Source organism: Saccharothrix obliqua, assembly GCF_019375475.1.
In the GTDB taxonomy this organism is placed as follows: Bacteria; Actinomycetota; Actinomycetes; order Mycobacteriales; family Pseudonocardiaceae; genus Actinosynnema; species Actinosynnema obliqua.
Genome location: NZ_JAHXGQ010000004.1, coordinates 59,456 through 84,046 on the forward strand (window position 1 = coordinate 59,456; position 24,591 = coordinate 84,046).

Genomic DNA, 24,591 nt, shown 5'->3' on the forward strand with positions numbered 1-24,591 from the left:
CTTGCATCTCCTTATACCGTAAACTAACCTGTCCCGGACTTTACGGCATAAACAAACCAGGGGGAAGCAGGGCATGGCCACCGCCGCCGACAGCCACGACGTCATCGAAGTCCGAGGCGCACGCGAGAACAACCTCAAGAACGTCGACGTCGACATCCCGAAACGCCGCCTCACCGTCTTCACCGGCGTCTCCGGCTCCGGCAAGTCGTCCCTCGTGTTCGGCACCATCGCCGCCGAGTCGCAGCGGCTCATCAACGAGACCTACACGGCGTTCATCCAATCCTTCATGCCCAACCTCGGCCGCCCCGACGTCGACGCGCTGCGCAACCTCAGCGCCGCCATCGTGGTCGACCAGGAGCGCATGGGCGCCAACTCGCGCAGCACCGTCGGCACCGCCACGGACGCCCACACCATGCTCCGCATCCTGTTCAGCAGGCTCGGCACGCCCCACGTCGGCGGCTCCGGCGCGTTCAGCTTCAACCTCCCCGAGGGCATGTGCCCGGAGTGCGAGGGACTCGGCCGCGTCTCCGCCATCGACCTCGACCAGATCGTGGACCGCGACAAATCGCTCAACGAGGGCGCGATCAAGGTGCCCGGCTTCACCGTCGACTCCTGGTACGTGCAGATCTACGCCACCTCCGGTTTCGTGGACCCGGACGCCAAGCTCGCCGACTACACCGAGCAGCAGTGGGCCGACTTCCTGCACAAGGAGAACACCAAGGTCAAGATCGGCAAGAACACCGTCACCTACGAAGGGCTCATCCCCAAGGTCCAGCGGCTCTTCCTCACCAAGGACCGCGAATCCCTCCAGGCCCACACCCGCGCCTTCGTGGACCGCGCCGCCACCTTCACCGCCTGCCACTCCTGCGGCGGCGCGCGCCTCAACCAGGCCGCGCTCTCCTCGCGCATCGACGGCCTCAACATCGCCGACTGCTCCACCATGCAGATCAGCGACCTCGCCGACTGGGTGGCCAAGATCGACGACGACTCCGTCGCGCCGATGATCGCCACCCTCCGCGAAACCCTCGACTCGCTGGTCGAGATCGGCCTGGGCTACCTCAGCCTGGACCGCCAGTCCGCCACCCTCTCCGGCGGCGAGGCCCAGCGCGTCAAGATGGTCCGCCACCTCGGCTCCGCGCTCACCGACGTCACCTACGTCTTCGACGAACCCACCGTCGGCCTGCACCCCCACGACATCCAGCGCATGAACGAACTCCTCCTGCGCCTGCGCGACAAGGGCAACACCGTCCTCGTGGTGGAGCACAAGCCCGAGACCATCGAGATCGCCGACCACGTCGTGGACCTCGGCCCCGGCGCGGGCACCCACGGCGGCGAGATCCGCTACACCGGCACCGTCGCCGGCCTCCGCGCCGGCGACACCCTCACCGGCCGCCACCTCGACCACCGCGCCCGACTGCGCACCGAACCCCGCACGCCCACCGGGCACATCGCCATCACCGGCGCCGACCTGCACAACCTCCGCAACGTCGACGTGGACATCCCCCTGGGCGTCCTCACCGTCGTCACCGGCGTCGCGGGCTCCGGCAAGAGTTCCCTCATCCACGGCTCCGTCGCCACCCGCGACGACGTCGTCACCGTCGACCAGTCACCCATCCGCGGCTCGCGCCGCAGCAACCCCGCCACCTACACCGGGCTCCTGGACGCCATCCGCACCGCGTTCGCCAGGGCCAACGGCGTCAAACCCGCCCTGTTCAGCGCCAACTCCGAGGGCGCGTGCCCCAAGTGCAAGGGCCTCGGCGTCATCTACACCGACCTCGCCATGATGGCCGGCGTCGCCACCACCTGCGAGGAGTGCGGCGGCAAGCGGTTCACCGCCGAGGTCCTCGAACACCGGCTGCGCGGCCGGAACATCAGCGAAGTGCTCGCCATGCCCGTCACCGAGGCCCGCGACTTCTTCACCGAGAAGCAGGCCAGGGCCATCCTCGACCGCATGGCCGACGTCGGTCTCGGCTACCTGTCCCTCGGCCAGCCGCTGACCACCCTCTCCGGCGGCGAGCGGCAACGCCTCAAGCTCGCCATCCACATGGGCGAGCGCGCGTCGACCTACGTCCTGGACGAACCCACCACCGGCCTCCACCTCGCCGACGTCGACCAGCTCCTCGCGCTGCTCGACCGCCTCGTGGACGCCGGCAACACCGTCATCGTCATCGAGCACCACCAGGCCGTCATGGCGCACGCCGACTGGATCATCGACCTCGGCCCCGGCGCCGGGCACGACGGCGGGCAGGTCGTCTTCACCGGCACACCCGCCCAGCTCGTCGCTGACGGCGACACCCTCACCGCACGCCACCTGCGCACCTACGTCAACCACAGCTGACCCGGGGAAAACCGTGCCACTCCTGCGCGTCACCGCCACCCACCCGATCACCCCGCACGTCACCCGCGTCCGGTTCACCGGCGACGGCCTCGACGACTTCCCCACCTGGCCCGACCAGCAGCTCAAACTGCTGTTCCCCAAGAACGGCCACCCCGTGCCCGACCTGCCCGCCGCCAAGGACGACAAGTACGGGATGGGCTGGTACCAGGCGTACCAGGCCATCCCCGAACCCGAACGCCCCTGGATGCGCAGCTACACCGTCCGCGCCCACCACCCCGACACCCACGAGATCGACGTCGACTTCGTCCTGCACCCCGACGCCGGCCCCGCGACCCGCTGGGCACAGCACGCCCAGCCCGGCGACACCCTCGGCCGCTACGGGCCCTCCGCCGCCTACCGCAAGCCGCTGGGCAGGTCCGACTGGCTGCTCCTCGCCGGCGACGAGACCGCCCTGCCCGCCATCGCCACCCACCTCGCCGCCCTGCCCGCCGGCTTCCCCACCACCGCCTACGTCGAGGTCCGCGACGCCACCGAGCACCAGCCCCTCGACACCGCGGCCGACCTCGACCTCCACTGGGTCCACCGCGGCGACACCCCACCCGGCCGCGGCACCGGCCTGCTCGACGCGGTGCGCGCCGCCCGCCTCCCCGCCGGCACGCCCTACGCGTGGCTGGCCGGCGAAGCCGGCGTCGTCCGCGGCCTGCGCCGCCACCTGGTCGACGACCGGGGCGTGGACAAGCGGCGCATCGACTTCACCGGCTACTGGCGGCTCGCCCTGACCCAGGACGACGCACCCACCGAGGAGGACATCGCCGAGGCCAAGGAACGCGTCGCCGACTGACCCGCCGGTGGGCCCCGGAGCGCCCGGGGCCCACCGGGAGGCGACTACTCCGCCGGCCCGCGAGGGGACACCGGGCTCGACCGTCTGGGCCACGACCGCGCGTGGTCCCCGGACCTCACGAAACGACATCCTCCGGTTCACGGGTGACCGGCCCGGCGTGGTGCTCGGCGGAGTGGGCGTGGATCAGGGCTCGGCGCACCTTCGGCAGCGCACCGGCCAACCGGCCCTCCGCGTCGTGGGCGATCTCGTGCGCACGCCGCAGGGACAACCCCGGGTCGACGTCGACCTCCGCTTCGGCCACCAACCCGTGCCCCACCCAACGCAACCGGACCGCGTCGACCCCGCGCACGCCCGGCGTGCCGGCCAGGGCCCGCTCGGCGGTGTCCACCAGCGCCGGGTCGACCGCGTCGAGCACCCGGGACAGCACCTCCCGCGCCGCACCCCACAGGACAGCCAGGATCGCGACGGTGATCAGCAACCCCACCGCGGGGTCCGCCCACCCCCAGCCGGCCCAGGACCCGGCCGCCGCCGGCAGCACCGCCAGGCTGGTGAACCCGTCGGTGCGCGCGTGCAGGCCGTCGGCGACCAGCGCCGCCGAGCCGATCCGGCGGCCGACCGCGATGCGGTAACGCGCGACCACCTCGTTGCCGGCGAACCCGACGACACCGGCGGCGGCGACCCAGCCGAGCCCGGTCACCTCCCGCGGGTCGAGCAGCCGGTCGACCGCCGTCCACGCCGCCAGGACCGCGGAGCCGAACATCACCAGCAGGATCACCAACCCGGCCAGGTCCTCGCCGCGCCCGAGGCCGTGGGTGAAGCGCCGGGTGGCGGCGCGGCGGCCGAGCAGGAACGCGATCGCCAGCGGAACGGCGGTCAACGCGTCGGCGAAGTTGTGCAGGGTGTCGCCCAGCAACGCGACCGACCCGCTCATCGCCACGACCACCGCCTGCGCGACCGCGGTGATCAGCAGACCCGCGAAGGAGATCCACAGCGCGCGCATCCCGCGGGCACTGGCTTCCAGCGCGGTGTCCACGTCGGTGTCGTGGCTGTGCGGTGTCACCGCGTGCCTGAACCGCGACCAGAGACCGCCGTGTGCGTGATCGTGCTGCTGGGACATGGCGAAGTCCACCCTCGTGCTCGCGCGACGTCGAACCGTGCCGCCCGACCATAACAGGCTATCTGCGCATCCACGCAGATACGCAGCAAGTGGAACAGGTGGGTAGGGTGACCGCCATGCACAGCTCGCGGCCGGAGTTCGACATGCCCACCGACGAACAGGTCCACCTCGCGGCCGAGTCGTTCCGGATGCTGGCCGACCCCACCCGGATCAAGGTGTTGTGGGCGTTGCTCCAGGGCGAGTCCTCCGTCGCCTGCCTGGCCGAACTGGCGGGCGCCGCCCCCACCGCGGTCAGCCAGCACCTGGCCAAGCTCCGGCTCGCCGGCCTGGTCACCGGCCGACGCGCGGGGACGTTCGTCTACTACTCCGCCGCGAACGACCACGTGCGCGGCCTGCTGGCGCAAGCCCTGTTCCACGCCGACCACATCGACCGCGACATCCCCTCCGACCCCGCGGTGCCGCACACTCACGGCCTTCCCGGGCGGTGAGTCTTCCTTGCGGGTGGTGGAGGTGTTCATTCCGGCTCGTCGATCACCGGTGGAATGAATCTTTTCATTCCACACTGAAGTTATAGAGAGAATAGATGATCAGTGGGGTCGGCTGATGGCCGGAGGATCGAACCAACCGGGCCGCGGCGTGCTGGCGAAGGCGCTCGACGTGCTCTCCGCCCTGGACGGGTCCCGCGCCGGCCTGCCGCTCACCGAGCTGTCCCGACGCAGCGGGCTGCCGCTGTCCACGACCCGGCGGCTCGCCGCCGAGCTGGTCGCGCTGGAGCTGCTGGAACGCCTCCCCGACCGCCGGTACGTCGTGGGCAGGCGCCTGTGGCGGCTCGGGCTGCTGGCCCGCGTGCAGGGCGACCTGCGGGAGGCGGCGCTGCCGTTCCTCCAGGACCTCTACGACGTGACGCGCGAGAACGTGCACCTCGCCGTGCGCGACGGCGGCTCGGCGCTCTACGTGGAACGCCTGCACGGCCGGTCCTCGGTGCGGCTGGTCAGCCGCGCGGGCGGTCGGCTCCCGCTGCACGCCACCGGCGTCGGGAAGGTGCTGCTGGCGCACGCGCCGCCGGACGTGGTGGCGGAGGTCGTCGCGAACGCGGCGAAGGTGACCGCCTACACCATCACCGAACCCGGTCGCCTGCTGCGGGAGCTGGCGGAGGTCCGACGGCGCGGCTACGCGCGGACCGCGCAGGAGATGACGCTGGGCACGTGCTCGGTCGCCGTGCCGGTGACCGACGCCGACGGCGTGGTGGTCGCGTCGATCGGCCTGGTGCTGGCCACCCGCAAGGACCCGACCCGCCACCTCGCGCCGCTGCGCGTCGCCGCGCGCGGCATCGCACGCGCCCTGGGCTGACGACGGATTGCCACTCAGTGGCAGTCGGGACTACCCGCCGCTCCCCCGGCCGGCCGAGGCTGACCCCATGCGCACACAGGTCGCGATCGTCGGCGCGGGTCCCGCCGGTCTGCTGTTGTCCCACCTGCTCTCCCTGCGGGGCGTGGACTCCGTGGTGGTGGAGAACCGGTCACGGGAGTACGTGGAGGCACGCATCCGGGCGGGCGTGCTGGAGCAGGACACGGTGGACCTCCTGGTGAAGTCCGGGCTGGGCGACCGGCTCACCGCGGCGGGACTGCGGCACGACGGCATCCACCTCCAGTGGCCGGGCGAGCGGCACCGCATCGACTTCCACGCGCTGACCGGGCGTTCCGTGTGGGTGTACGGGCAGACCGAGGTGGTGAAGGACCTGCTCGCCGTGCGAGCCGACGCGGTCCACTTCGAGGTGTCCGGCACCGCGCTGCACGACGTGGACACCGACCGCCCCCGGCTGTCCTTCGTGGACCGGGAGGGCGCGCCGCGGGTGGTGGAGGCCGACGTCGTGGTCGGCGCGGACGGTTTCCACGGCATCAGCCGCCCCACCGTGCCGCACGCCCTGCGGCACACGTGGGAGCGCGACTACCCGTACGGCTGGCTGGGCGTGCTGGCCGAGGTGCCCCCGTCCACCGACGAGCTGATCTACGCCTGGCACCCGGACGGTTTCGCCATGCACAGCATGAGGTCGCCCCGGCTGAGCCGCCTCTACCTCCAGGTGGACCGCGCCGAGCGCATCGAGGACTGGTCCGACGACCGGATCTGGGACGCCCTGGCCACGCGGCTCGGCCTCGACGGCTGGACGCTGCGCACCGGTCCGATCGTGGACAAGGGCATCACGCCGATGCGCAGCTTCGTCAGCACCCCGATGCGTCACGGCCGGCTGTTCCTGGTCGGCGACGCCGCGCACATCGTGCCGCCGACCGGCGCGAAGGGGCTCAACCTGGCGGTGGCGGACGTCGCGGTGCTGACCGAAGCGCTCGACGCGTTCTTCACCGAGCGCCGCACCGACCTGCTCGACGGCTACGAGGAGCGCGCGCTGCGGCGCGTGTGGCGGTCCACGCACTTCTCGTGGTGGATGACGTCGATGCTGCACAGGTCCGGCGACGAGCTGGACGCGCAACTGCAACTCGCCCAGCTCCGCTACGTGTGCTCCTCCACCGCCGCCGCGACCAGCCTCGCCGAGAACTACGTCGGCCTGCCCCACGACACCGGTCGCTGAGGTCGCTCACCGGTCGGGCCGAGCCGGCTCGACCGGTGCCGGGGGTGGCACGACGCCGGTGCGGGTCGTGCGGGTCAGGGCGACACCGGCCAGCACCACCGCCATGCCCGCCAGCGTGCGGAGGGTGAGCGGTTCGTCGAGCACCAGCGCGCCGAGGGCCACCGACACCACGGGCAGCAGGTAGCCGACGGTGGCGGCGCTGGTAGGGCCCTCGTCCTCGATGATCCGGTAGTTGAGGAAGAACGTGACGCCGGTGCCGAACACGCCGAGGACGACGACCGCGATCACCGCGGTGGGGTTCAGGTGCACGGGGCCCGCCGTCGGCAGCGCGAGCGCGGTCAGCCCGGTCGCGGTGGCCATCTGCCCGGCGGACACCGCCATCGGCCCGCCCCGGCCCACCAGGTGGCGGCCCATGTAGGCGAACGCCACGGCGTAGCTGGCGGCCGCGCCGACCAGCACCGGCACGCCCCAGCCGAACCGGTCCTGGCCCTCCCACGGCGCGAAGATCAGCAGGACGCCCGCGAAACCGAGGACGAGGCCGGCGACGCGGGCCGGGGTCAGGCCGCGCTCGCCGGTGAACCGGCCGATCAGCAGCGACCACAGCGGGGTGGTCGCGTTGACCACGCCGGCCACGCCGGAGTCGACGGTCTGCTGCCCGATGCCGAACAGCAGGAACGGCAGGGCGTTGCAGAACAACGCCGCGACGACCAGGTGCGCCCAGGTGGTCCGGTCGCGGGGCGGGCGCTCGCGGCGGGCGGCGGCGAGGCCCGCGAGGACGGCCGTGCCGAGCGCGCAGCGGATCACGGCCACCCACGCGGGCGGGAGCCCGGTGAGGGCGAGCTTGATCCACAGGAACCCGGAGCCCCACACCAACGCCAGGACCGCCATCCGCACCACTGATCGGTTCGCCATGGCTCCACGGTGGCCCACGCGGTCGTTCATGAACAGTGAAGGCTTGTGGAGTTGCCTTAAGCCCTGCTTCACGGTGGAAACGCGACGGGGCGGTGTGCGGTGGGTGACACCGCACACCGCCCCGTCGCGACGATCAGCGCGTGTGGACCATCAGCGAGTCCACCCCGTGCACGATCGACGCCGTCCGGAACGTCGGCCGCTCCTCGGCCAGGCGCAGGTTCGGGAACCTGCGCAGCAGCGCCGGGTAGGCGGCGCGCAACTCCATCCGGGCCAGCTCCGCGCCGACGCAGCGGTGCGCCCCGTAGCCGAACGCCAGGTGCGCGGACACCTTGCGGGCGGCGTCGAAGTCCATCCGGGCCAGGCCCTCGCGGTTGGCGGCGCTGAGCGAGACCGCCACCACGTCGCCCTCCTTGACCGCGACGCCCGCGATCTCCAGGTCGCGCTTGGCGAACCGGGGGAACGCGACCTGCACGACGCTCAGGTGCCGCAGCAGCTCCTCCACCAGCGGACCCACCGCCTGGTCGTCGTCACGCATCGCGGTGCGCGCCGCCGGGTCGGTCAGCAGCACGATCGCGCCGAGCGCCAACATGCTGGCGGTGGTGTCGAAGCCACCGGTCAGCACGCCGTCGGCGAGCCCGGCCAGCTCCTCGTCGCTCACCTCGTCGCCGTGCTCGCGGATGATCATGCCGAGCAGGCCGTCACCCGGCGAACGGCGTTCGCGGCGCACGATCTGCTCCATGTACTTCAGCGACTCGGAGATCGCCCCGAGCGCCGAGTTCGCCCCGCCGAACAGGTCGAACCGGGCCGCCGCCAGCTCCTGGAACCGGTCGCGGTCCTCGTAGGGCACGCCGAGCAGCTCGCAGATCGCCAGTGACGGGATCGGCAGCGCGAACTCCTTGACCAGGTCCACCGGACCGTCCACGGCGGCCATCGCGTCCAGGCGCTCGGTGACGATCTCGTCGATCCGGGGCACCAGCCGGGACAGCCGCCGCATGGTGAACTCCGGCGTGAGCAGCTTGCGCAGCCGCGTGTGGTCGGGCGGGTCCGCGAACCCGAGACCACCCGGCGTCTGCTGGATGCCCACCGCCGCACCGAGCTGTGCGTAGTCGTTACTGAACGCATCTGTGTCGGAAAGCACTTTTTTCGCCTCGGGCTGGCCCGTGACCAACCACACCCGCACGCCGAACGGAACCGGCAACCGGTGGATCGGCCCGGTTTCCCTCATCCGCTCCAGCTCCGCGACCGGCACGAGCCCGTCCCGCTTCAGCGGGACCAGCGCCCGGTCCGGGAGCAGCGACAACGCACGCGAACCGACCTTCCCCATGACCCACCGCGTCACCGAACGCCGTGCGACCCACGCCACCAAGCCGTCGCGCACCGACGCCAGAGTCGCCATTCCACACCCCTCTTCCCCTCGTTTGATCTGGACGACGGTAACCGTACGTACGAGTGAATGGCATCGCGCCACAGGCGGATTGACATGCCATGGCCATTGACAGACGATCGGCAATCGCGCGCGAAACGGGGGAAGCCGGTCGAAGTCCGGCGCTGACCCGCAACGGTAGACCCCATCCGGGGTGAGCCCGAACACCCGCCGTGCGCTGCTCCTCACACCCGTCGAGGTCCACGGGTCGGGGCTCGGGGAGGTCCGTCACGGGCTGTCCGGGGTTCGATTCGCGGCGTGCCCGGAAAGGCCGAACCATGCCGTTGAGACGGACCGCGGTCGCGGTCGCCGTCACCCTGTCCGCGTTATCCGTCACAACCGCCGTCCTGCCCGCGTTATCCGGCACGGCACATGCCGAACCGGTGACCGCGAAGTCACCGACCGAAGCCGCCGCCGGGTGGCTGGCCCGCCAACTGGTCGACGGCGAGCGGTTCGAGGTCGTGGCCGGCGGGACCGCCTACCCCGACCAGGGGCTGACCATCGACGCGCTGCTCGCGTTCGACGCGGCCGGTGTCGCCCAGGACAACGCCGCCAAGGCGCTGGCGTGGCTCGGCCGACCGGACGTCGTCCAGGGGTTCGTCTCCGACGAGGAGGGCTCGCAGTACGCGGGCGGTTACGCGAAGCTCGCCCTGGCCGTGCTCGCGCAGGGCGGCGACCCGACCTCGTTCGGCGGCGTGGACCTCGTCCAGGGGCTCCTCGCCCGGCAGGACCCGTCCGGCCGGTTCACCGACCGGACGTCCTTCCCCAGCGACCTCACCAACAACTTCACCCAGTCCATCGCGGTCATCGCGCTGGAACGCCACGGTGCCGCGCCGCCCGCCGCCGTGGACTACCTCGCGGCCGGCGCCTGCCCCGGCGGCGGCTACCCGCTGAAGTTCGCGCAACCGCGGTGCGAGCCGCAGGTGGACGCCACCGCCATGGCCGTGCAGGCGTTGCTCGCCGCCGGGCGCGCCGCCGACGCCACCGCGGCCCTCGACTGGCTCGCCGCGCGGCAGCAGGCGGACGGCGGGTTCGTCGACGACGGCCTGCCCGACGCGGTCGCGCCCAACGCCAACAGCACCGGTCTCGCCGCGCAGGCGCTGCGCGTCGGCGGGCGCACCGCCGCCGCCGACCGCGCCGCCGCGCACCTGGTCGGCCTCCAAGTCGGCTGCGGCGACGCCGCGGCGGGCGCGATCGCCTACGACGCCGGCGGTTTCCGGCCCGGCAACGCGGTGCGCGCCACCGCGCAGGCCGTCCTCGGCCTGGCCGGCACGAGCCTCCTGGACATCTCCTCGGCGGGCGACCGCCCCGCCGCGCCCGTCCCGGACTGCCCCACCCGGACCACCACCCCCACGACGACGACCGCGACCGTCCCGACCACCTCGGCCGCGCCACCCGCCACCGAGGTCACGACCACCACCGCCGGGTTCGTGGTGGCCGCCGGCGGCGACCTCGCCCGGACCGGCGCGGTGGTCGGTCCCGCCCTCTGGCTCGGCGTGCTGCTGCTCGCCGCCGGCGTGCTCGCCGTCGCCCTGTCCCGCAAGCGTCACACCACGGAGGAGAAGCGATGATCCGCAAGCTCTGGTCGGTCCTGGCCGTGCTCGTCGCGACGGGCGGCGCGGTGGTCGCCACGTCACCCGCCGCGCAGGCCGCGCCGTGCACCGGCACGTCCGGCGTCACCGTCGTGGTCGACTTCACCGCCCTGGGCGGCGCGGTGCAGACCGCGTGCGCGCCCGGCGACCCGGCCACCGGCCTCGCCGCCCTGACCGGCGCGGGCTTCAGCTACGCCTTCGTGCCGCGCCAGCCCGGCTTCGTGTGCCGGATCAACGCGCTGCCCAACCCGTGCAACGGCGCGCCCACCACCGCCTACTGGTCGTACTGGCACGGCACGCCCGGCGGCTCGTGGGCGTACGCCACCTCCGGCGCGAGCACCCACGACCCCGCGCCGGGCAGCGTGGAGGGCTGGGCGTTCGGCGCCGGGACCGCGCCCTCCGTCGCACCGTGAGGCTCACCGCCGCCCTGGCCGCGATCGGCCTGCTCCTGGTGGGCGCACCCGCGCCCGCCGGGGCCGCCGCGGGCTGCGCCGGGGTGACCGTCGTGGTCGACTTCGGCGCGCTCGGCGGCGGGGTGCGCACCGGGTGCGCCGCCGGCGACCCGGACAGCGGCCTCACCGCCCTGGCCGCCGCCGGTTTCGGCTACCGGTCGGCGGCCAGGTTCGCGGGCTTCGTGTGCCGGATCGACGACCTGCCCGCGACCGACCCGTGCGTGAACGCCTCCCCCGCCGACGCCTACTGGTCGTACTGGCACGGCACGCCCGGCGGCCCCTGGGTGTACAGCGACACCGGGGCGAGCGCGCACGACCCCGCGCCGGGCGCCGTGGAGGGCTGGGCGTTCGGCGCGGGTGGCCGACCCGGCATCACGCCACCCGCGCCGGCCACCACCGAACCACCGCCCGCCCGAGCCCAACCACCAGGCGCTCAACCCCCGGGACCGCAACCCCCGAGCCCACAGCCACCGGAACCGCGGCAGCCGGACCAACCCGCCGCCACCACCGCCCCGGTGACCACCGCCGCCCCACCCCCACCGACCACCACACCACCGCCGACCACGTCCACCGGCTCGACCACGTCGACGTCACCGCCGGCGGGGATCACCCCGGTGGCGTCCGAACGCACCCCCGACGGACCCGGCGGCGTCATCGGGACGGTCGCCGGTCTCGCCGTCATCGCCCTGCTCGCCGCGCTCGGCTTCCGCACGGCGCGCCGACGCCGCCGGGCGGGATGAGCGCGCCGCACCCCGGCGCGTGGTGGCTGTGGGCGGTGGCGCTCGCCGCCGTCGCCGGCCGCACCACCAACCCGGTCCTGCTCGGCCTGGTCATCGCCGTCGCCGGGTTCGTCGCCGTCACCTGCCGCCAGGACACCCCGTGGGCCGACTCCTACGGGGTGTTCCTCAAGTTCGGGCTCGCCGTCATCGGCATCCGCGTGGTGTTCCACGTGCTGCTCGGCGGCATCGGCGGACCCACCACGCTGTTCACCCTGCCCGAGGTGCCGCTGCCCGAGTGGGCGCGCGGCATCCGGCTCGGCGGCCCCGTCACGGCCGAGGGCCTGGTGTTCGCCGGCTGCCAGGGCCTGCAACTCGCCACGCTCCTGTGCTGCGTCGGGGCCGCCAACGCCCTGGCCAACGCCAAGCGGCTGCTGCGGTCGCTGCCCGCCGCGCTCTACGAGGTCAGCGTGGCCGTCGTGGTCGCCATGACGGTCGCACCCCAGCTCGTGGCCTCGGCCAAATCGGTCCGCCGCGCCCGCGCGTTGCGTGGCGGCGCCGTGCGCGGGGTGCGGGCGGTGAAGCTGCTGCTGGTGCCCGTCCTCGAAGACGCCTTCGAGCGGTCCCTGGTGCTCGCCGCCGCCATGGACTCCCGCGGCTACGGCCGCCGCGCCGGCCTGCCCGCCACGACCCGCGCCCTCACCGGCGTCCTCGTCCTCGGCGGCCTGGTCGGGCTGTGCGTCGGCGCCTACGGCCTGCTCGACGGCGGCTCGCCACCGCTGGTCGGCGTGCCGGTCCTGGTCGTCGGCGCGGTCCTCGCCGTGGCCGGCCTGTGGACCGGTTCCCGCCGCGTCCGCCGCAGCCGCTACCGCCCCGACACGTGGGGACGCCGCGAACTGCTGATCGTCGCGTCCGGCCTCGCCGCCCTGCTCGCCACCCACCTCGCGCCCGCCCACCTCGGCGGGGCCGACCTCACCCCCGCCACCGTCCCGCTGGAACCGCCGACCCTGCCGGTGCTGCCCGCGATCGGCCTGCTGTGCGCCCTCGCACCGGTGCTGCTCGCCGAACGGAAGAAGCCATGATCCGGTTCGAGAACGTCTCCGTCACCTACCCCGACGCACCCGCACCCGTGTTGTCCGGAGTGGACCTGGACGTGCCCGAGGGCGAACTGTGCCTCGTCGTCGGCCGCACCGGCAGCGGCAAGTCCACCCTGCTGCGCGCGGTCAACGGCCTCGTGCCGCACTTCACCGGCGGCACCCTCACCGGCCGCGTCCTGGTCGACGGCCGCGACACCCGCACCCACCCGCCACGCGACCTGGCCGACGTCGTCGGGCTCGTCGGCCAGGACCCGCAGGCCGGGTTCGTCACCGACTCGGTCGAGGAGGAACTGGCCTACGCCATGGAATCCCTCGGCCTGCCCAACGCCGTCATGCGCAAGCGCGTCGAGGAAACCCTCGACCTGCTCGGCCTCGCCGACCTCCGGCACCGACCGCTGCCCGCCCTCTCCGGCGGCCAGCAGCAACGCGTCGCCGTCGGCGCGGCCCTCACCGCCCACCCCCGCGCCCTCGTCCTGGACGAACCCACCTCCGCCCTGGACCCCGGTGCCGCCGAGGACGTCCTCGCCGCCCTCCACCGCCTCGTCCACGACCTCGGCATGACCGTCCTGATCGCCGAGCACCGGCTCGAACGCGTCGCCCAGTACGCCGACCGCGTCGTCTGGCTGCCCGGCGACGCGCCACCCGTCGCCGGCGACCCCGGCGCGGTCCTCGCCTCGGCACCCGTCGCACCACCCGTGGTCCGCCTCGGCCGGCTCGCCGCCTGGCAGCCCGTGCCGGTCTCCGTCCGCGACGCCCGCCGCCGCGCCGCACCCCTGCGCGACCTGCTCGGCACACCCACGCGCACCGCCACCCGGCCCGGCCCCGAACTGCTGCGCGCCCGGGGCCTGCGCGTCCGCTACGGCGCGGTGGACGCCGTCCGCGGCGTCGACCTCACCGCCGGCGCGGGCGAGCGCGTCGCCGTCATGGGCCGCAACGGCTCCGGCAAGTCCAGCCTGCTGTGGGCGCTCCAGGGCACCGGCAAGCGCTCCGCCGGCCACGTCACCGTCGCGGGCGCGGACCCCGCCGACCTCAAACCCGCGCCACGCCGCGCCGCCGTCGGGCTCGTGCCCCAACAACCCGCCGACCTGCTGTACCTGCACACCGTCGGCGACGAGTGCGCCCAGGCCGACCGCGAATCGGCCGCGACCGCCGGCACGTGCCGGGCACTGCTCGACACCCTCGCGCCCGGCATCCCCGACGACCGGCACCCCCGCGACCTGTCCGAGGGCCAGCGGCTCGCCCTCGTCCTCGCCGTCGCCCTCACCCCGCGGCCCCGCGTCGTGCTGCTCGACGAACCCACCCGCGGCCTCGACTACCCCGCCAAGACCCGGCTCGCCGCCGCGTTGCGCGACCTCGCCGACGACGGCCACGCCGTGCTGCTCGCGACCCACGACGTCGAGTTCGCCGCCGAGTACGCCACCCGCGTCGTCGTCCTCGCCGAGGGCGAGGTCGTCGCCGACGGGCCCACCGCCGACGTCGTCACCTCCTCCCCCACCTTCGCGCCGCAGGTCGCGAAGATCCTCGCGCCGCAGCCGTGGCTCACCGTCGCCGACGTCGAGACCGCCCTGGCGGCCCGGTGACCGCCCCCGTCCGCGTCCGGCCCCGCGCCGCGCTCGCCCTGGTCGTCTCCGGCGTCATCGGCGTCGCCGCGTTCGGCTGGCCGCTGCTCGCCTCCCCCGACGCGGGCATCGCCCACGGCACCGACGCGCCCTGGGTGTTCGCCCTGCTCCTGCCGCTCGTGCTCGCCGTCGCCCTGGCCGAGATCAGCGAAGGCGGCATGGACGCCAAGGCCGTCGCCATGCTCGGCGTGCTCTCCGCCCTCGGCGCCGCGATCCGGCCGCTCGGCGCGGGCACCGCCGGCCTCGAAACCGTCTTCTTCGTCCTCGTCCTCGCCGGCCGCGTCTTCGGCCCCGGCTTCGGGTTCGTCCTCGGCAACACCACGTTGTTCGCCTCCGCCCTGCTCACCGGCGGCGTCGGGCCCTGGCTGCCCTACCAGATGCTCGGCGCGGCGTGGGTCGCGCTCGGCGCGGGTCTGCTCCCACCCCTGCGGGGCCGCGCCGAACTCGCCCTCCTCGCCGGGTACGCCGCACTCGCGGCGCTCGCCTACGGCCTGCTGCTCAACCTGTCGTTCTGGCCGTTCGCGTTGTCCGCGGGCAGCACCGCCCTGTCCTTCCAACCCGGCGGGCCCGTGCTGGACAACCTCGTCCGCCTCGTCGCGTTCAGCACCGCCACCTCCCTCGGCTGGGACGTCGGCCGCGCCATCACCACCACCGTGCTCGTCCTGGTCACCGGCCCCGTGCTGCTGCGCACCCTGCGCCGAGCCGCACGCCGCGCCGCGTTCGACTGACCCCGACCCTCACGCGGTGCTCTTCACCACCCGCCGCCGAGCCAGCAGCAGCAACGCCAAGCCCGCCGCCGACATCACCAGCCCGATCCCGTACGCGCTGCGGTAGCCGAACACCTGCGCCAGCGCCAGCAGCGGACCGGCCAGCATCGCGCTCACCTTCGCCGTGTTGGAGTACAGCGTCGTCGCATAACCCGGCCGATCCGGCGCCAGGTCCTGGAAGTACGAGATGCCCACGCCCATCACCGCCGAGATCACCACCGCGTGCAACGCCTGCGCCGCCGCGACCTGCCACGTGGCCGTCGTCAACAGCATCACGCCGTAGTACGCCAACGCCACCGCACCGCCCGCCAGCACCAGCACCCGGTGATCCACCCGCATCGCCAGCGCACCGAACCCCAGCATCAGCGGGATCTCCAACGCCGCGCACAGGCCGAGCACCAGACCGGCGTCACTGGTCGACCCGTGCAGCACTTCCGTCACGTACAACGGCATCGCGTACACACCGACCGCCGTCGCGCCTTGCAGCAGCACGAAAGCCAACGCGGCGAGCACGATCTCCCGCCGCGGCCCCGCCCCGTCCGCCGGTCGCGCGGACTCCCCCACGCCACCCAGCTCCGGCAACGCCCACACCGTCACCAGCGCCGCCACGAAGTAAACCACCGCCGACACCGCGAACAGCCCGAGGAAACCCGACCAGTCCACCAGGAGCGCCGCCACCGGCGGGCCACCCACCCAGGACACCGACAGCATCGTCCGCAACGTGCTGATCGCCAACGGCGCACGCGCCGAACCCGTGCGCTCCAACGCCTGCCGCGCGTACGCGAACATCTGCGGCATCAACGACGACGCCACCGCCGCCAGCGTCAACGACACCACCAGCAGCAGCCAGTAGTTCCGGACCACGGCGAACAGCCCGAACGACACCCCGCCCGCCAACGACCCGTACACCATCAGCTTGCGCCGCACGGCACGCGCGTCCGACCAGCGGCCCAGCACCGTGCTCACCGCCAACGCCGCCAACGACGTCGTCAACAGGAACGCGCCCACCGCGAACGGGCTCGCGGACAACTCCTTGATCAGGAACAGCGACATGAACGGGGTCGCCAGCGCGTACCCGAGCCCGGTCAGCAAGCTCACGGCGATCAACGGCGCGAACGGCCGGGGCGCCGACGGGGCAACGGTTTCAGTCACGACAGCCACGTGATTGATCCTCACCGGCCGGGTGCCCGGCGCGGAAACCGATTTCCACCAGCCGGCCGTGAGAGCGGTCACAGCAGCCAACCGAGACGCCTGTTTGCCCACGCCCCGTGTCGGGTAATGCACACGCGTGAACCATCGAAGTGCCGATCGACCCCCGGAACCGGAGGTCGATCCCGTGGAGGTCGAGTCCGAGCTGCGCCTGGCGGTGGCCCGGTTGCGCGACCGCCTGACCGCTGCCCGCAACCTCGGTCACTTCGAGTCCCTGCGCAGAGGCCGCTCGGACCCCTTGGCCGATCCGGACATCTAGGCGGTACCCGGGTGCGCGGCAGGCCACCCGCCACGACGACCCGGTCCCACCCGACCTCCTTCACCCTCGCCGGCCCGGTGATCCGGCTCGCCCCACGCTCTAGTGCGTCTCCGTGACGACGCTCCACGCCCCTTCCGGGACGTACGGGTCTTTCGGATCGTTTGGAGTGTTTGCCTTCTCCGCATCGCTCCGGAAGTCGGTGCTGTCCCATACCGCGGTCACGGTGTACGTGATCGGTCCGGAAGCCGGGGTGAGGTCGCCCAGTTGCGGCTCGTCGAAGGTGCTGAACAGACCCCCCGCCGTGCGCACCGCATTGCGCTTGAAGCCGAGTGTCGCCGGCAACCGCTTGGTGGGGTAGAAGTACGCCCTGCCGCGGATCGTGAACGACCCCCTGGTGGTGTCCGGGACCTGCCCTTCATGCCGGATCAACGAAGTCATCCCGAACGTGTCCGTGCCCTCGTCACCGACCTTGCCCTGCGCATTGACCCTCCACAGCTCCCAGTAGCGGTTCACCCGGGCGTCGGCCGAGCCACCGCTGTTGGCGAGGTAATCGTCCAGGGCCTGCCCCTCGATCCGGTTCCAACTGCCGGAGTCGGGGTCGAACAGCTCGACGTTGAAGGTCCGGGTCACCTCCTGGATGATCACTCCCTGCTGAGGGGGGTCGACCACCCATTGCCGATCGCGGCGGAAGTTGCCGCAGGGTCCCTCGACTTCTTCTCCCACCTTCGGCGCGGTCAGTGTGGCGGTCGCGGTGTCGTTGGTGCGTTGGACGAACGCGTGGTCATGCGCCGCGGACGCGCCGTTCCGCCGCGTTTGGGCCACAGCGGCGGCCTCGCGCGGCACGGGGCCCGCCATGACCCGGTGCGCGTTGGCCTCCGCCGCCCGTTCGAACCGGTCGCCCGGATCGGACACGGCCAGTCCCGGCTCGACCTCCGTGCCGCTCACCGGTCCCGAGCGCTGCTGGAGCACGTGCGTCAGCTCATGGGCGAGCGTGTGCCGGTCCGCACCGCCGCGGCCGACGACCACGTGGTGGCCGGAGGTGTAGGCCGTGGCGCCGATCTCCGCGGCCGAGTCCCGGGCGGCGGTGCCCGTGTGCAGCCGGACGTCGGAGAAGTCGGCCCCGAGCCTGGCCTCCATCTCGGTGCGGGTCGACTCGTCGAGCGGCTGTCCGGGCGAGCGCAGCACGTTGTGCACCGCGGACCGCTGCACGGCGTGCGGGTCGGTCTCGTGGTCGTGACCGCCGTTCAGCATCCTGACCACCGCGGCGTTGCCGACACTGCGTTGCAGCACCGGCAGCGTCTCCGGCGACAGGCGCGAGGCCCCGGCTTCGGTCGCCGGGGTACCGGCCGGCGCGGCGACCCGCCGCGGTGCACGCGGCGGGTTCGGTTCTACCTTGTCCTGAGCGTGCAAGATCGTCCCCGTTCCGGGCGTGGACCAGTGGGTTGCCACCCCCTGCCTACCAACGCCGGACCCCGGGTCGACAGGACCCGACGGGCACTGTTCGGGCAGTGTGCTTGCCCCCGGTGACCCCACAGCGGTGCGGGATCTTGCCGCTCGTGGCCGGTAGTGAGGCGTGCGCTGGGTGCGGATTCGGCGACTCGAGGCTCATTTCAGACGACACTGAAGGAATTAAGTGAAATAAGATCAGCACCCTCGCGGGAGTCCGCAGTCGTGAACCCGTTGGCGTGGAAGGGCTCGGGCGCGCTCAGCAAGGCGGAGGGGCCCCGAAGGACCCCTCCGCCGCGTGATCAGCGATCAGCGCTCGACGCCGTCCGGCAACTCCACGTCGCACCACCGCAGCAACCCGGCGATCCGGGGCTGCCCGTCGTGCCGCCACGCCATCCCGGGACGGCTCATCGCACCCGGCTCGGCGACCCGGCTGACGCCGAGCCGCGCGAGTTCACCGGCGGCACGCCAGAACTCGTCGCCGACCGCGCCGAGCCCGACGTTCTGGAGGTGCGCGGCGTACGGCCGCATGACGTCGACCGCCGCGTCCACGTCCGGCACCGCGACGATCCGCGCGACCCGGTCCCCCGCGCCGCTGAGCGGCAGCAGGGTGTCGTCCAGCACGACGGTCCAGTCCAGCCCGTCGGCCGCCCACACCCCGCTGCCCGCCGACGACGCCGCCCGCCACTCGGCGATCAGCCGGCGGTGTTGCAGTGCCGTCGCGTCCTGGTCGCCGACCTGCCCGGGCGGGCAGTCGGCGGCGGCCCGGCGCATCGCGTCCGCCACGTGCTCGGCCACCTCGCGGGCGTGCTCGGCGGCCACCAGGTACACCTGCGGCGAGAGGCAGGCGTGCTGGTCGAAATCACTGCAATCGGCCGCGATCCGGCGTGCCGCCTCGGCCGGGCCGTGCTGCCGCAGCCACCCGTCGGTCACCACGCCGAACGACAGCTTGTGGCCGTGCTCCTCGTAGATCTGGTGCGGTGCGACCCGCGCCCGGATCGCCGCGCACGCCTCGTCACCGCCGTACGCGATCACCGCGTCCGCCTGCGCCAGGGCGGCGGACATGGCGGTGTCGTCCGCGCGGTCCCAGTAGGTCGCCACGACGGCGTCCGCCAGCACCGGCTCCACCTCGTGCAGGCTGCGCAGGAACGCGGCGGTGAAGTGGGGTTCCTTGGCGGGCACCTTCGCGATCACCGCCGACTTCACCAGCAGCGCGCGCACCAGCGACCGCGCGGGCAGTCCCGGCACGTTGCCGGAGAACACGGCCAGCGTGACGTCCGGGCCGATCGCGGTGGTGCCGCCGCGGAAACCGTCCAGCACCTCCGGGTCGCCCAACTCGCGCTCCAGGGCGGCGATCAACGACGGGGCACGCAGGTTGCCGGTCTCGGCGTCCAGCGCCCGGTCCACCGTCTCCGCCGACATGCCGGTCACCAGCGACGCCGCCGCGACGGCCGCCCGCCGCTCCGGGAAGTCGCGCTTGGCCCACCGCTCGGCGACCACGTCGATCGCCGCCACCACCTGCCGCACCGGCAGCTCACGCAGCCGCCGGCGGGCCTGCCGCAGCCGGTCGCCCGCCGCGGCCCAGTCGACCGGCCGCTCACCACGCCACCGGTGCCCGCCGGCGGCCAGCGTGAACGACTCGGTCGGCCCGTCGAACGGGATCCAGGACACGCTCACGCCGCTCACCGCTCTCCGGTCATCTCGTCCAGGGACAGCGAGCAACCCCGGCTGGTGCTGCCCGCGATGCGGCCCGCCACCGCGACGCCGTGCGGTGTCGCGATGCCCAGATCGCCGGTCAGCAGCACGTGCGGCCGGTCCAGCACGGACAGGTCGACGATCTCCAGCAGGCCCGAACCCTCCTCCCGCAGCTCGCGGGTGCGCGGGTCGCGCACCCGGGCGCGGCCGAACGGCTGCTGCTCCTTGGGCCGCTCGCCCAGCGGTCCCACCGGGACGTCCGCCGCGTCGTAGAGCTGGTTGGCCAGTTCGGTCATCCCGAAGATGTTGTCGAACTCCCGGATGCCGAACGTGCGGCGCACCTTGGCCCGCAGGTCGTCCACCCGCATCACGCGCGACCGCCCCTTGAATCCGCCGCCGTCGTACATGCGGGACCCGGCGGGCAGCTCCCACCGCCTGCCCTCGCTCTCCAGGCGGTCGCAGATGTTGACGTACGCGAAGCTCGGGCCCGCCATCACCACCGGCAGCCCCTCGGCGACCGCCGCGTCCAAAGTCTTCTCCAGCAACGCGTAGTCGACGCCGTCCGGGCCGATCACGGACGTGCTCAACGCGGGATCGCCGCACTCCTCCTGCAACCGGGCCATGTCGAACGCGACGGCCATGTCCGGCGCGGCCTCCTCGGTCGGCGCGACCCGCACCACGACCGGCTTCACGCCGCCGGACAGCAGGTGGCGGCGGCCGTTGGCGCGGACGGCCAGGTTCTTCAGCTCCAGGCCGAGCCCGCTGTAGCGGACGCTGCCGCGGACCGACCCGGAGGTGCCGCTGGTCCGGAACACGCGCACGGCGGGCGCGTCCGGGAACAGGTGCGGTCCGCCGTCCTTGTAGGCCGTGTCGGGCACGCCCACGCCGGCACCGACCTGCTTCCAGTACCGGGCCACGTCCGGCGCGTTGGTCGCGGCCAGTTCGGTGAGCTGCCCGTGGATCGCGTCCGGGTCGCCGACGCGGTCGGTGACGAGCGCCGCCATCTCCTCGAACAGCCGTCGCACGTACGGGTCGTCGTGCGCAACGGTCATCGACTGCCTCCATGCGGTGGTCGAGAGAGCCCGACGGTGAGTCGGGCAGAACCGGTGACACATCCCAATGAGGCGCACCAACGGCGCCCCGGTGTCCCCGTCCCGGCCGGGCAGCGACGACGCGCACGCTACAACGGCGCCCGGACATCAACAAGCGCCGTCCCCGGAACGCACCACCCCCGCGAACCGCGGGCACGGAGAGCGACCGATCGTCTCACTTCGCCGTTCGGCAACCGTTTTCCGTTGCACGCCAACGGTTGTGGCCCGAAGACCGACATCCGCGCGGACGCGTGGTCCCACCGACCGCGGTGCCGCCGACCACCTGCGGTCACCCGGAGGTCCGGACCACGTGCCACGCCGGCAGGCGGATGACAGCACCTGACACGCGCCTGCCCACCCGATGACACGCCCGCCCCGCACCCTTGGCCGGACAACACGAGGTGGAGGAACGAGATGGAACACGCCTTCGAGGCGGAGGGGCTGGTCAAGCGGTACGGCAAGACCACCGCCCTGGCCGGGATCGACCTGGCCGCGCGACCGGGCACGGTCCTGGGCGTGCTGGGACCCAACGGGGCGGGCAAGACCACGGCGGTCCGCATCCTCGCGACGCTGCTGCGCCCGGACGGCGGGCGGGCCACCGTGGGCGGGCTGGACGTGGTGCGGCACGCCGCGCGGGTCCGCCGGATGATCGGGTTGACCGGGCAGTACGCGTCGGTGGACGAGGACCTGACCGGCACCCAGAACCTGGTGCTGATCGGGCAGCTGCTGAACCTGCGCACCGCCGAGGCGAAGGTGCGTGCCGCCGAGCTGCTGGCGGAGTTCGACCTGACCGAGGCGGCGGGCCGGCCCGCCAAGACCTACTCCGGCGGGATGCGGCGGCGCCTGGACCTGGCGGCGAGCCTGGTCGGGCGACCCGACGTGATCTACCTGGACGAGCCGACCACCGGTCTGGACCCGGCCAAGCGCGACGACATCTGGAACCAGGTGCGGTCGCTGGTGGCGGACGGCGCGACCGTGCTGCTCACCACGCAGTACCTGGAGGAGGCCGACGCCCTGGCCGACGAGATCTCCGTGATCGACCACGGCCGGGTCATCGCGCACGGCACGCCCGCGTCGCTGAAGGCGGTCGTCGGCGGCCAGACGATCCTGGTGCGGCCCGCCGACCCGGCCCGGCTCGCCGACGCCGCCGGTGTGCTGGCGGCCGTGTCCGGCCACCAGCCGGAGTCGCCGAGCCGGGGTGTGGTGACCGTGCCGGTGGACGGCGACGCCGCGTTCACCGAGGTGGTGAAGCGGCTGGACCTGCTGGGCATCGGGGTGACCGAGCTGTCGCTGCGGCTGCCCAGCCTGGACGAGGTGTTCTTCAGCCTCACCGGGCAGCACACGGAGCGCGCCGAGGAGGTGGCGGCGTGACGATCACCGCGGAGCGGGTCCTGCCCGCGCCGGTCGCGCCGCGGCCGTTCGGGCTGGTCCGGCACAGCCTCGCGCTGGCCAGGCGCAGCCTGATCAAAACCCTGCGCTCGCCGGAGCAGCTGCTCGACGTGACGTTGCAGCCGGTCGTGTTCGTGGTCGTCTTCGTGTACCTGCTGGGCGGCGCGGTGTCCGGCTCGACGCACGACTACCTGCAACTGCTGCTGCCCGCGATCATGGTGCAGACCACGGTCTTCGGCGGCATGGCGACCGGCGTCAACCTGAACACCGACATCCGCAAGGGCGTGTTCGACCGGTTCCGCAGCCTGCCGATCGGGCGGTCCGCGCCGCTGATCGGCTCGGTGCTGGGCGACCTCATCCGGTACGTCGTGGCGGTCGTGTCGTTGTTCGCGTTCGGCTACGTGCTGGGCTTCCGGGTGGAGACCGACCTGCTGTCCGCGCTCGCCGCGTGCCTGCTGGTGATCCTCTTCGCGTTCTCCCTGAGCTGGGCGTTCGTGCTGGTCGGGATGCTGGCCCGGGAACCGGGCGCGGTGCAGGGCATCGCGTTCCTCGCCTTGTTCCCGCTGACGTTCGGCACGAGCATGATCGCGCCCGCCGCGACCATGCCGGACTGGCTGCGGTCGTGGGTGGCGGTGAACCCGGTGTCGCACGTGATGGACGCGTCGCGCGGGTTGCTGCTCGGCGGGCCGGTGGCGGGCCCGGTGCTGTGGTCGTTGTTCTGGTCGGCGGTGTTCGTGCTGGTGTTCGGCCCGCTGGCGGTGCGTGCCTACCGCCGCCGCACCTGATCACCACGTCGACGGGTTCGCCTCGTTCGGGGCGAACCCATCGACGTCGTCATCCGGTGGCGATGGTGGCGTTGTAGGCGGTGAGCGAGTCGACGACGTCGATGTGGAAGAACCGCCACGCGCACCGCCTCCCCTCGCCGGCGGGCACGCCCTGGCAGAGCGCTTCGGCGCTCAGGTCGATGGCGGACAGCGTGCCCTTGGCGATCGGGTGGTCCGGGTCGGGCCCGGACAGGTCGAACACCGGGCCGCCGCTGTCGCCGTTGCCGACCGCGCCGAGCCGGTCGACCTGCTCGGCCGCGGCGACCGGGCTGATCACGTACTCGGTGCCGTCGGGCCGCTGGATCCGGACGGACAGGCCGACCGCGGTCACCCGGCTCCCGCACCGCACGCCCGAGAACGCCCCGGAGGTGCACAGCCAGTCGCCCACGTGGTTGGCGCGAGCACCGCCCACGGCCTTGGAGAACTCGCCGGTGCCGACGCCGCCGTCGTAGACCCGGCCCGCGGAGTCGGCGTGGATCAGCAGGCGGTCGTGCCCCTCGTCCTTCCCGGACACCTCGCCCATGTCCAGGCCGCCACCGCTGCGCGCGCGTTCGCCGTTGTTCGCGCAATGCCCCGCCGACAACATCCTCGACGCACCGCCGACGCGCACCGCGAACCCCGTGGAGCACTGGCCCGTCGGCGAACTCCAGCGGGCGCCGCCCCAGTACGGCGGGGTGTCGGCGCCGCGCGAGGCGGGCACGGGGGTGCTCGTCGTCCGGCGCAGCGGCACCGCGCTCGACAACGCCGACCACGCGGCCTCCTCGCGGGTCGCCACGACCAGGCCGCTGCCGTCGTGCTCCCGGGCCACCGACGTCACACCCGCCAGCCCGATCAGGCGGGCCGCTTCCGCCGACAGCTCCCGCCCGCTGTAGGGCGCCGGGAGCACGCTGACCGGCACCTCGCCCCGCAACCGCGTCACCAGGTCGGCGGTGTCCGGTGGCAGCACGCCCTTCCAGTACACCCGCAGCTCGCGGTTCTCCGCGGCGGTGACGGTGCCGGCGAACCCCTCTCCCCCGAGGGCGACGACCTGGTCGGCCGCCACGTCCAGCCGCGCCTGCACGGCCAGCAGCTCCGCCCACGACCCGAACCCGCCCGGCACCACCTCGCCCGGCGACGCCGGAACCGACTGGGCGCCGACCGCCACCGCGCTCGACAGGGACGCGATCAACAGCACCGCGCCCAGAACCCCACCGAACCGCCGGTGTGCACGCGATGTGATC

22 protein-coding genes and 1 riboswitch are annotated in these 24,591 nt (G+C 73.2%); of the genes, 14 read left to right on the forward strand and 8 right to left on the reverse strand.

Annotated elements, in window-relative coordinates; translation table 11 throughout:
* Positions 1–73: 73 nt before the first annotated feature.
* Positions 74–2,338 (forward strand): ATP-binding cassette domain-containing protein, encoded by a 2,265-nt coding sequence (locus KZQ38_RS13815; RefSeq protein ID WP_219442004.1) that lies wholly within the window; start codon positions 74–76, stop codon positions 2,336–2,338.
* A gap of 13 nt (positions 2,339–2,351) precedes the next feature.
* Complete coding sequence (locus KZQ38_RS13820; RefSeq protein ID WP_219442006.1) at positions 2,352–3,179, forward strand: siderophore-interacting protein; 828 nt, start codon at positions 2,352–2,354, stop codon at positions 3,177–3,179.
* Between the two features lie 115 nt (positions 3,180–3,294).
* Here the strand turns inward: KZQ38_RS13820 and KZQ38_RS13825 are convergent, their stop codons facing one another.
* Positions 3,295–4,239 (reverse strand): cation diffusion facilitator family transporter, encoded by a 945-nt coding sequence (locus KZQ38_RS13825; RefSeq protein ID WP_308258392.1) that lies wholly within the window; start codon positions 4,237–4,239, stop codon positions 3,295–3,297.
* 173 nt (positions 4,240–4,412) lie between these two features.
* Here KZQ38_RS13825 and KZQ38_RS13830 point away from each other — a divergent pair, with 173 nt between their 5' ends.
* The 3 genes from KZQ38_RS13830 to KZQ38_RS13840 all read left to right on the forward strand — a co-directional run bounded on the left by KZQ38_RS13830 (position 4,413) and on the right by KZQ38_RS13840 (position 6,880).
* A complete protein-coding gene (locus KZQ38_RS13830) occupies positions 4,413–4,784 on the forward strand; it encodes an ArsR/SmtB family transcription factor (protein ID WP_219442009.1) in 372 nt (123 codons plus the stop codon).
* A 115-nt stretch (positions 4,785–4,899) separates the two neighbouring features.
* Entirely contained in the window at positions 4,900–5,646 is a 747-nt protein-coding gene (locus KZQ38_RS13835; RefSeq protein ID WP_219442011.1) for an IclR family transcriptional regulator, read from the forward strand.
* A gap of 67 nt (positions 5,647–5,713) precedes the next feature.
* Positions 5,714–6,880, forward strand: coding sequence for a 4-hydroxybenzoate 3-monooxygenase (locus tag KZQ38_RS13840; RefSeq protein WP_219442012.1), 1,167 nt, complete (start codon positions 5,714–5,716; stop codon positions 6,878–6,880).
* Between the two features lie 6 nt (positions 6,881–6,886).
* Here KZQ38_RS13840 and KZQ38_RS13845 read toward each other — a convergent pair whose 3' ends face one another.
* The gene (locus KZQ38_RS13845) at positions 6,887–7,792 is read right to left on the reverse strand and encodes a DMT family transporter (protein WP_219442014.1); all 906 of its coding nucleotides are present in this window, start codon (positions 7,790–7,792) and stop codon (positions 6,887–6,889) included.
* Between the two features lie 133 nt (positions 7,793–7,925).
* Positions 7,926–9,188 (reverse strand): cytochrome P450, encoded by a 1,263-nt coding sequence (locus tag KZQ38_RS13850; protein WP_219442015.1) that lies wholly within the window; start codon positions 9,186–9,188, stop codon positions 7,926–7,928.
* Positions 9,189–9,279: 91 nt separating this feature from the next.
* A riboswitch (cobalamin riboswitch) is annotated at positions 9,280–9,405 on the forward strand.
* Positions 9,406–9,493: 88 nt separating this feature from the next.
* Here KZQ38_RS13850 and KZQ38_RS13855 point away from each other — a divergent pair.
* Genes KZQ38_RS13855 through KZQ38_RS13880 form a run of 6 tightly spaced genes read left to right on the forward strand, consistent with a single transcriptional unit; the run spans position 9,494 to position 15,419 of the window.
* Positions 9,494–10,786: a prenyltransferase/squalene oxidase repeat-containing protein gene (locus KZQ38_RS13855; RefSeq protein ID WP_219442016.1), complete on the forward strand. Its 1,293-nt coding sequence runs from the start codon at positions 9,494–9,496 to the stop codon at positions 10,784–10,786.
* Positions 10,783–11,220: an SCO2322-related protein gene (locus tag KZQ38_RS13860; protein WP_219442018.1), complete on the forward strand. Its 438-nt coding sequence runs from the start codon at positions 10,783–10,785 to the stop codon at positions 11,218–11,220. Before KZQ38_RS13855 ends, KZQ38_RS13860 begins: the two co-directional genes overlap by 4 nt.
* Positions 11,217–11,999, forward strand: a complete 783-nt coding sequence (locus KZQ38_RS13865) for a hypothetical protein (protein ID WP_219442020.1) — start codon at positions 11,217–11,219, stop codon at positions 11,997–11,999. The genes KZQ38_RS13860 and KZQ38_RS13865 overlap by 4 nt, the downstream gene beginning before the upstream one ends.
* The gene (locus tag KZQ38_RS13870; protein ID WP_219442022.1) at positions 11,996–13,057 is read left to right on the forward strand and encodes an energy-coupling factor transporter transmembrane component T; all 1,062 of its coding nucleotides are present in this window, start codon (positions 11,996–11,998) and stop codon (positions 13,055–13,057) included. The genes KZQ38_RS13865 and KZQ38_RS13870 overlap by 4 nt, the downstream gene beginning before the upstream one ends.
* Positions 13,054–14,652, forward strand: coding sequence for an ABC transporter ATP-binding protein (locus tag KZQ38_RS13875; RefSeq protein ID WP_219442024.1), 1,599 nt, complete (start codon positions 13,054–13,056; stop codon positions 14,650–14,652). The genes KZQ38_RS13870 and KZQ38_RS13875 overlap by 4 nt, the downstream gene beginning before the upstream one ends.
* A complete protein-coding gene (locus KZQ38_RS13880) occupies positions 14,649–15,419 on the forward strand; it encodes an ECF transporter S component (protein ID WP_219442026.1) in 771 nt (256 codons plus the stop codon). Before KZQ38_RS13875 ends, KZQ38_RS13880 begins: the two co-directional genes overlap by 4 nt.
* Positions 15,420–15,428: 9 nt before the next feature.
* On the opposite strand, the gene KZQ38_RS13885 is transcribed toward KZQ38_RS13880, so the two are convergent.
* The gene (locus KZQ38_RS13885; RefSeq protein WP_308258393.1) at positions 15,429–16,610 is read right to left on the reverse strand and encodes a sugar efflux transporter; all 1,182 of its coding nucleotides are present in this window, start codon (positions 16,608–16,610) and stop codon (positions 15,429–15,431) included.
* A gap of 184 nt (positions 16,611–16,794) precedes the next feature.
* Between KZQ38_RS13885 and KZQ38_RS36135 the strand changes: the two genes are divergently transcribed.
* On the forward strand, positions 16,795–16,926 hold the full coding sequence (locus KZQ38_RS36135) for a hypothetical protein (protein WP_257901407.1): 132 nt from the start codon (positions 16,795–16,797) through the stop codon (positions 16,924–16,926).
* A gap of 99 nt (positions 16,927–17,025) precedes the next feature.
* On the opposite strand, the gene KZQ38_RS13890 is transcribed toward KZQ38_RS36135, so the two are convergent.
* From KZQ38_RS13890 to KZQ38_RS13900, 3 genes are all read right to left on the reverse strand, one after another.
* Positions 17,026–18,216 carry an eCIS core domain-containing protein gene (locus tag KZQ38_RS13890; RefSeq protein ID WP_308258394.1) on the reverse strand — a complete coding sequence of 397 codons (1,191 nt, stop codon included), beginning with the start codon at positions 18,214–18,216 and terminating at the stop codon, positions 17,026–17,028.
* 465 nt (positions 18,217–18,681) lie between these two features.
* A complete protein-coding gene (locus tag KZQ38_RS13895; RefSeq protein WP_219442030.1) occupies positions 18,682–20,049 on the reverse strand; it encodes an acyl-CoA reductase in 1,368 nt (455 codons plus the stop codon).
* Positions 20,050–20,054: 5 nt separating this feature from the next.
* A complete protein-coding gene (locus tag KZQ38_RS13900; protein ID WP_219442032.1) occupies positions 20,055–21,119 on the reverse strand; it encodes a LuxE/PaaK family acyltransferase in 1,065 nt (354 codons plus the stop codon).
* Positions 21,120–21,572: 453 nt separating this feature from the next.
* Between KZQ38_RS13900 and KZQ38_RS13905 the strand changes: the two genes are divergently transcribed.
* A complete protein-coding gene (locus tag KZQ38_RS13905) occupies positions 21,573–22,529 on the forward strand; it encodes an ATP-binding cassette domain-containing protein (RefSeq protein ID WP_219442034.1) in 957 nt (318 codons plus the stop codon).
* Positions 22,526–23,332 (forward strand): ABC transporter permease, encoded by an 807-nt coding sequence (locus KZQ38_RS13910; protein ID WP_219442036.1) that lies wholly within the window; start codon positions 22,526–22,528, stop codon positions 23,330–23,332. The genes KZQ38_RS13905 and KZQ38_RS13910 overlap by 4 nt, the downstream gene beginning before the upstream one ends.
* A 49-nt stretch (positions 23,333–23,381) precedes the next feature.
* On the opposite strand, the gene KZQ38_RS13915 is transcribed toward KZQ38_RS13910, so the two are convergent.
* The gene (locus KZQ38_RS13915; protein WP_219442038.1) at positions 23,382–24,545 is read right to left on the reverse strand and encodes a chymotrypsin family serine protease; all 1,164 of its coding nucleotides are present in this window, start codon (positions 24,543–24,545) and stop codon (positions 23,382–23,384) included.
* Positions 24,546–24,591: the final 46 nt, after the last annotated feature.

What these genes read in the sequence shown, in the direction of transcription:
- KZQ38_RS13850 (WP_219442015.1), bottom strand. Translation starts at nt 9,188, where the DNA reads ATGGCGACTCTGGCGTCGGTGCGCGACGGCTTGGTGGCGTGGGTCGCA.
- KZQ38_RS13845 (WP_219442014.1), bottom strand. Translation starts at nt 7,792, where the DNA reads ATGGCGAACCGATCAGTGGTGCGGATGGCGGTCCTGGCGTTGGTGTGG.
- KZQ38_RS13860 (WP_219442018.1), top strand. Translation starts at nt 10,783, where the DNA reads ATGATCCGCAAGCTCTGGTCGGTCCTGGCCGTGCTCGTCGCGACGGGC.
- KZQ38_RS13870 (WP_219442022.1), top strand. Translation starts at nt 11,996, where the DNA reads ATGAGCGCGCCGCACCCCGGCGCGTGGTGGCTGTGGGCGGTGGCGCTC.
- KZQ38_RS13900 (WP_219442032.1), bottom strand. Translation starts at nt 21,119, where the DNA reads ATGACCGTTGCGCACGACGACCCGTACGTGCGACGGCTGTTCGAGGAG.
- KZQ38_RS13875 (WP_219442024.1), top strand. Translation starts at nt 13,054, where the DNA reads ATGATCCGGTTCGAGAACGTCTCCGTCACCTACCCCGACGCACCCGCA.
- KZQ38_RS13840 (WP_219442012.1), top strand. Translation starts at nt 5,714, where the DNA reads ATGCGCACACAGGTCGCGATCGTCGGCGCGGGTCCCGCCGGTCTGCTG.
- KZQ38_RS13855 (WP_219442016.1), top strand. Translation starts at nt 9,494, where the DNA reads ATGCCGTTGAGACGGACCGCGGTCGCGGTCGCCGTCACCCTGTCCGCG.
- KZQ38_RS13830 (WP_219442009.1), top strand. Translation starts at nt 4,413, where the DNA reads ATGCACAGCTCGCGGCCGGAGTTCGACATGCCCACCGACGAACAGGTC.
- KZQ38_RS13905 (WP_219442034.1), top strand. Translation starts at nt 21,573, where the DNA reads ATGGAACACGCCTTCGAGGCGGAGGGGCTGGTCAAGCGGTACGGCAAG.
- KZQ38_RS13815 (WP_219442004.1), top strand. Translation starts at nt 74, where the DNA reads ATGGCCACCGCCGCCGACAGCCACGACGTCATCGAAGTCCGAGGCGCA.
- KZQ38_RS13835 (WP_219442011.1), top strand. Translation starts at nt 4,900, where the DNA reads ATGGCCGGAGGATCGAACCAACCGGGCCGCGGCGTGCTGGCGAAGGCG.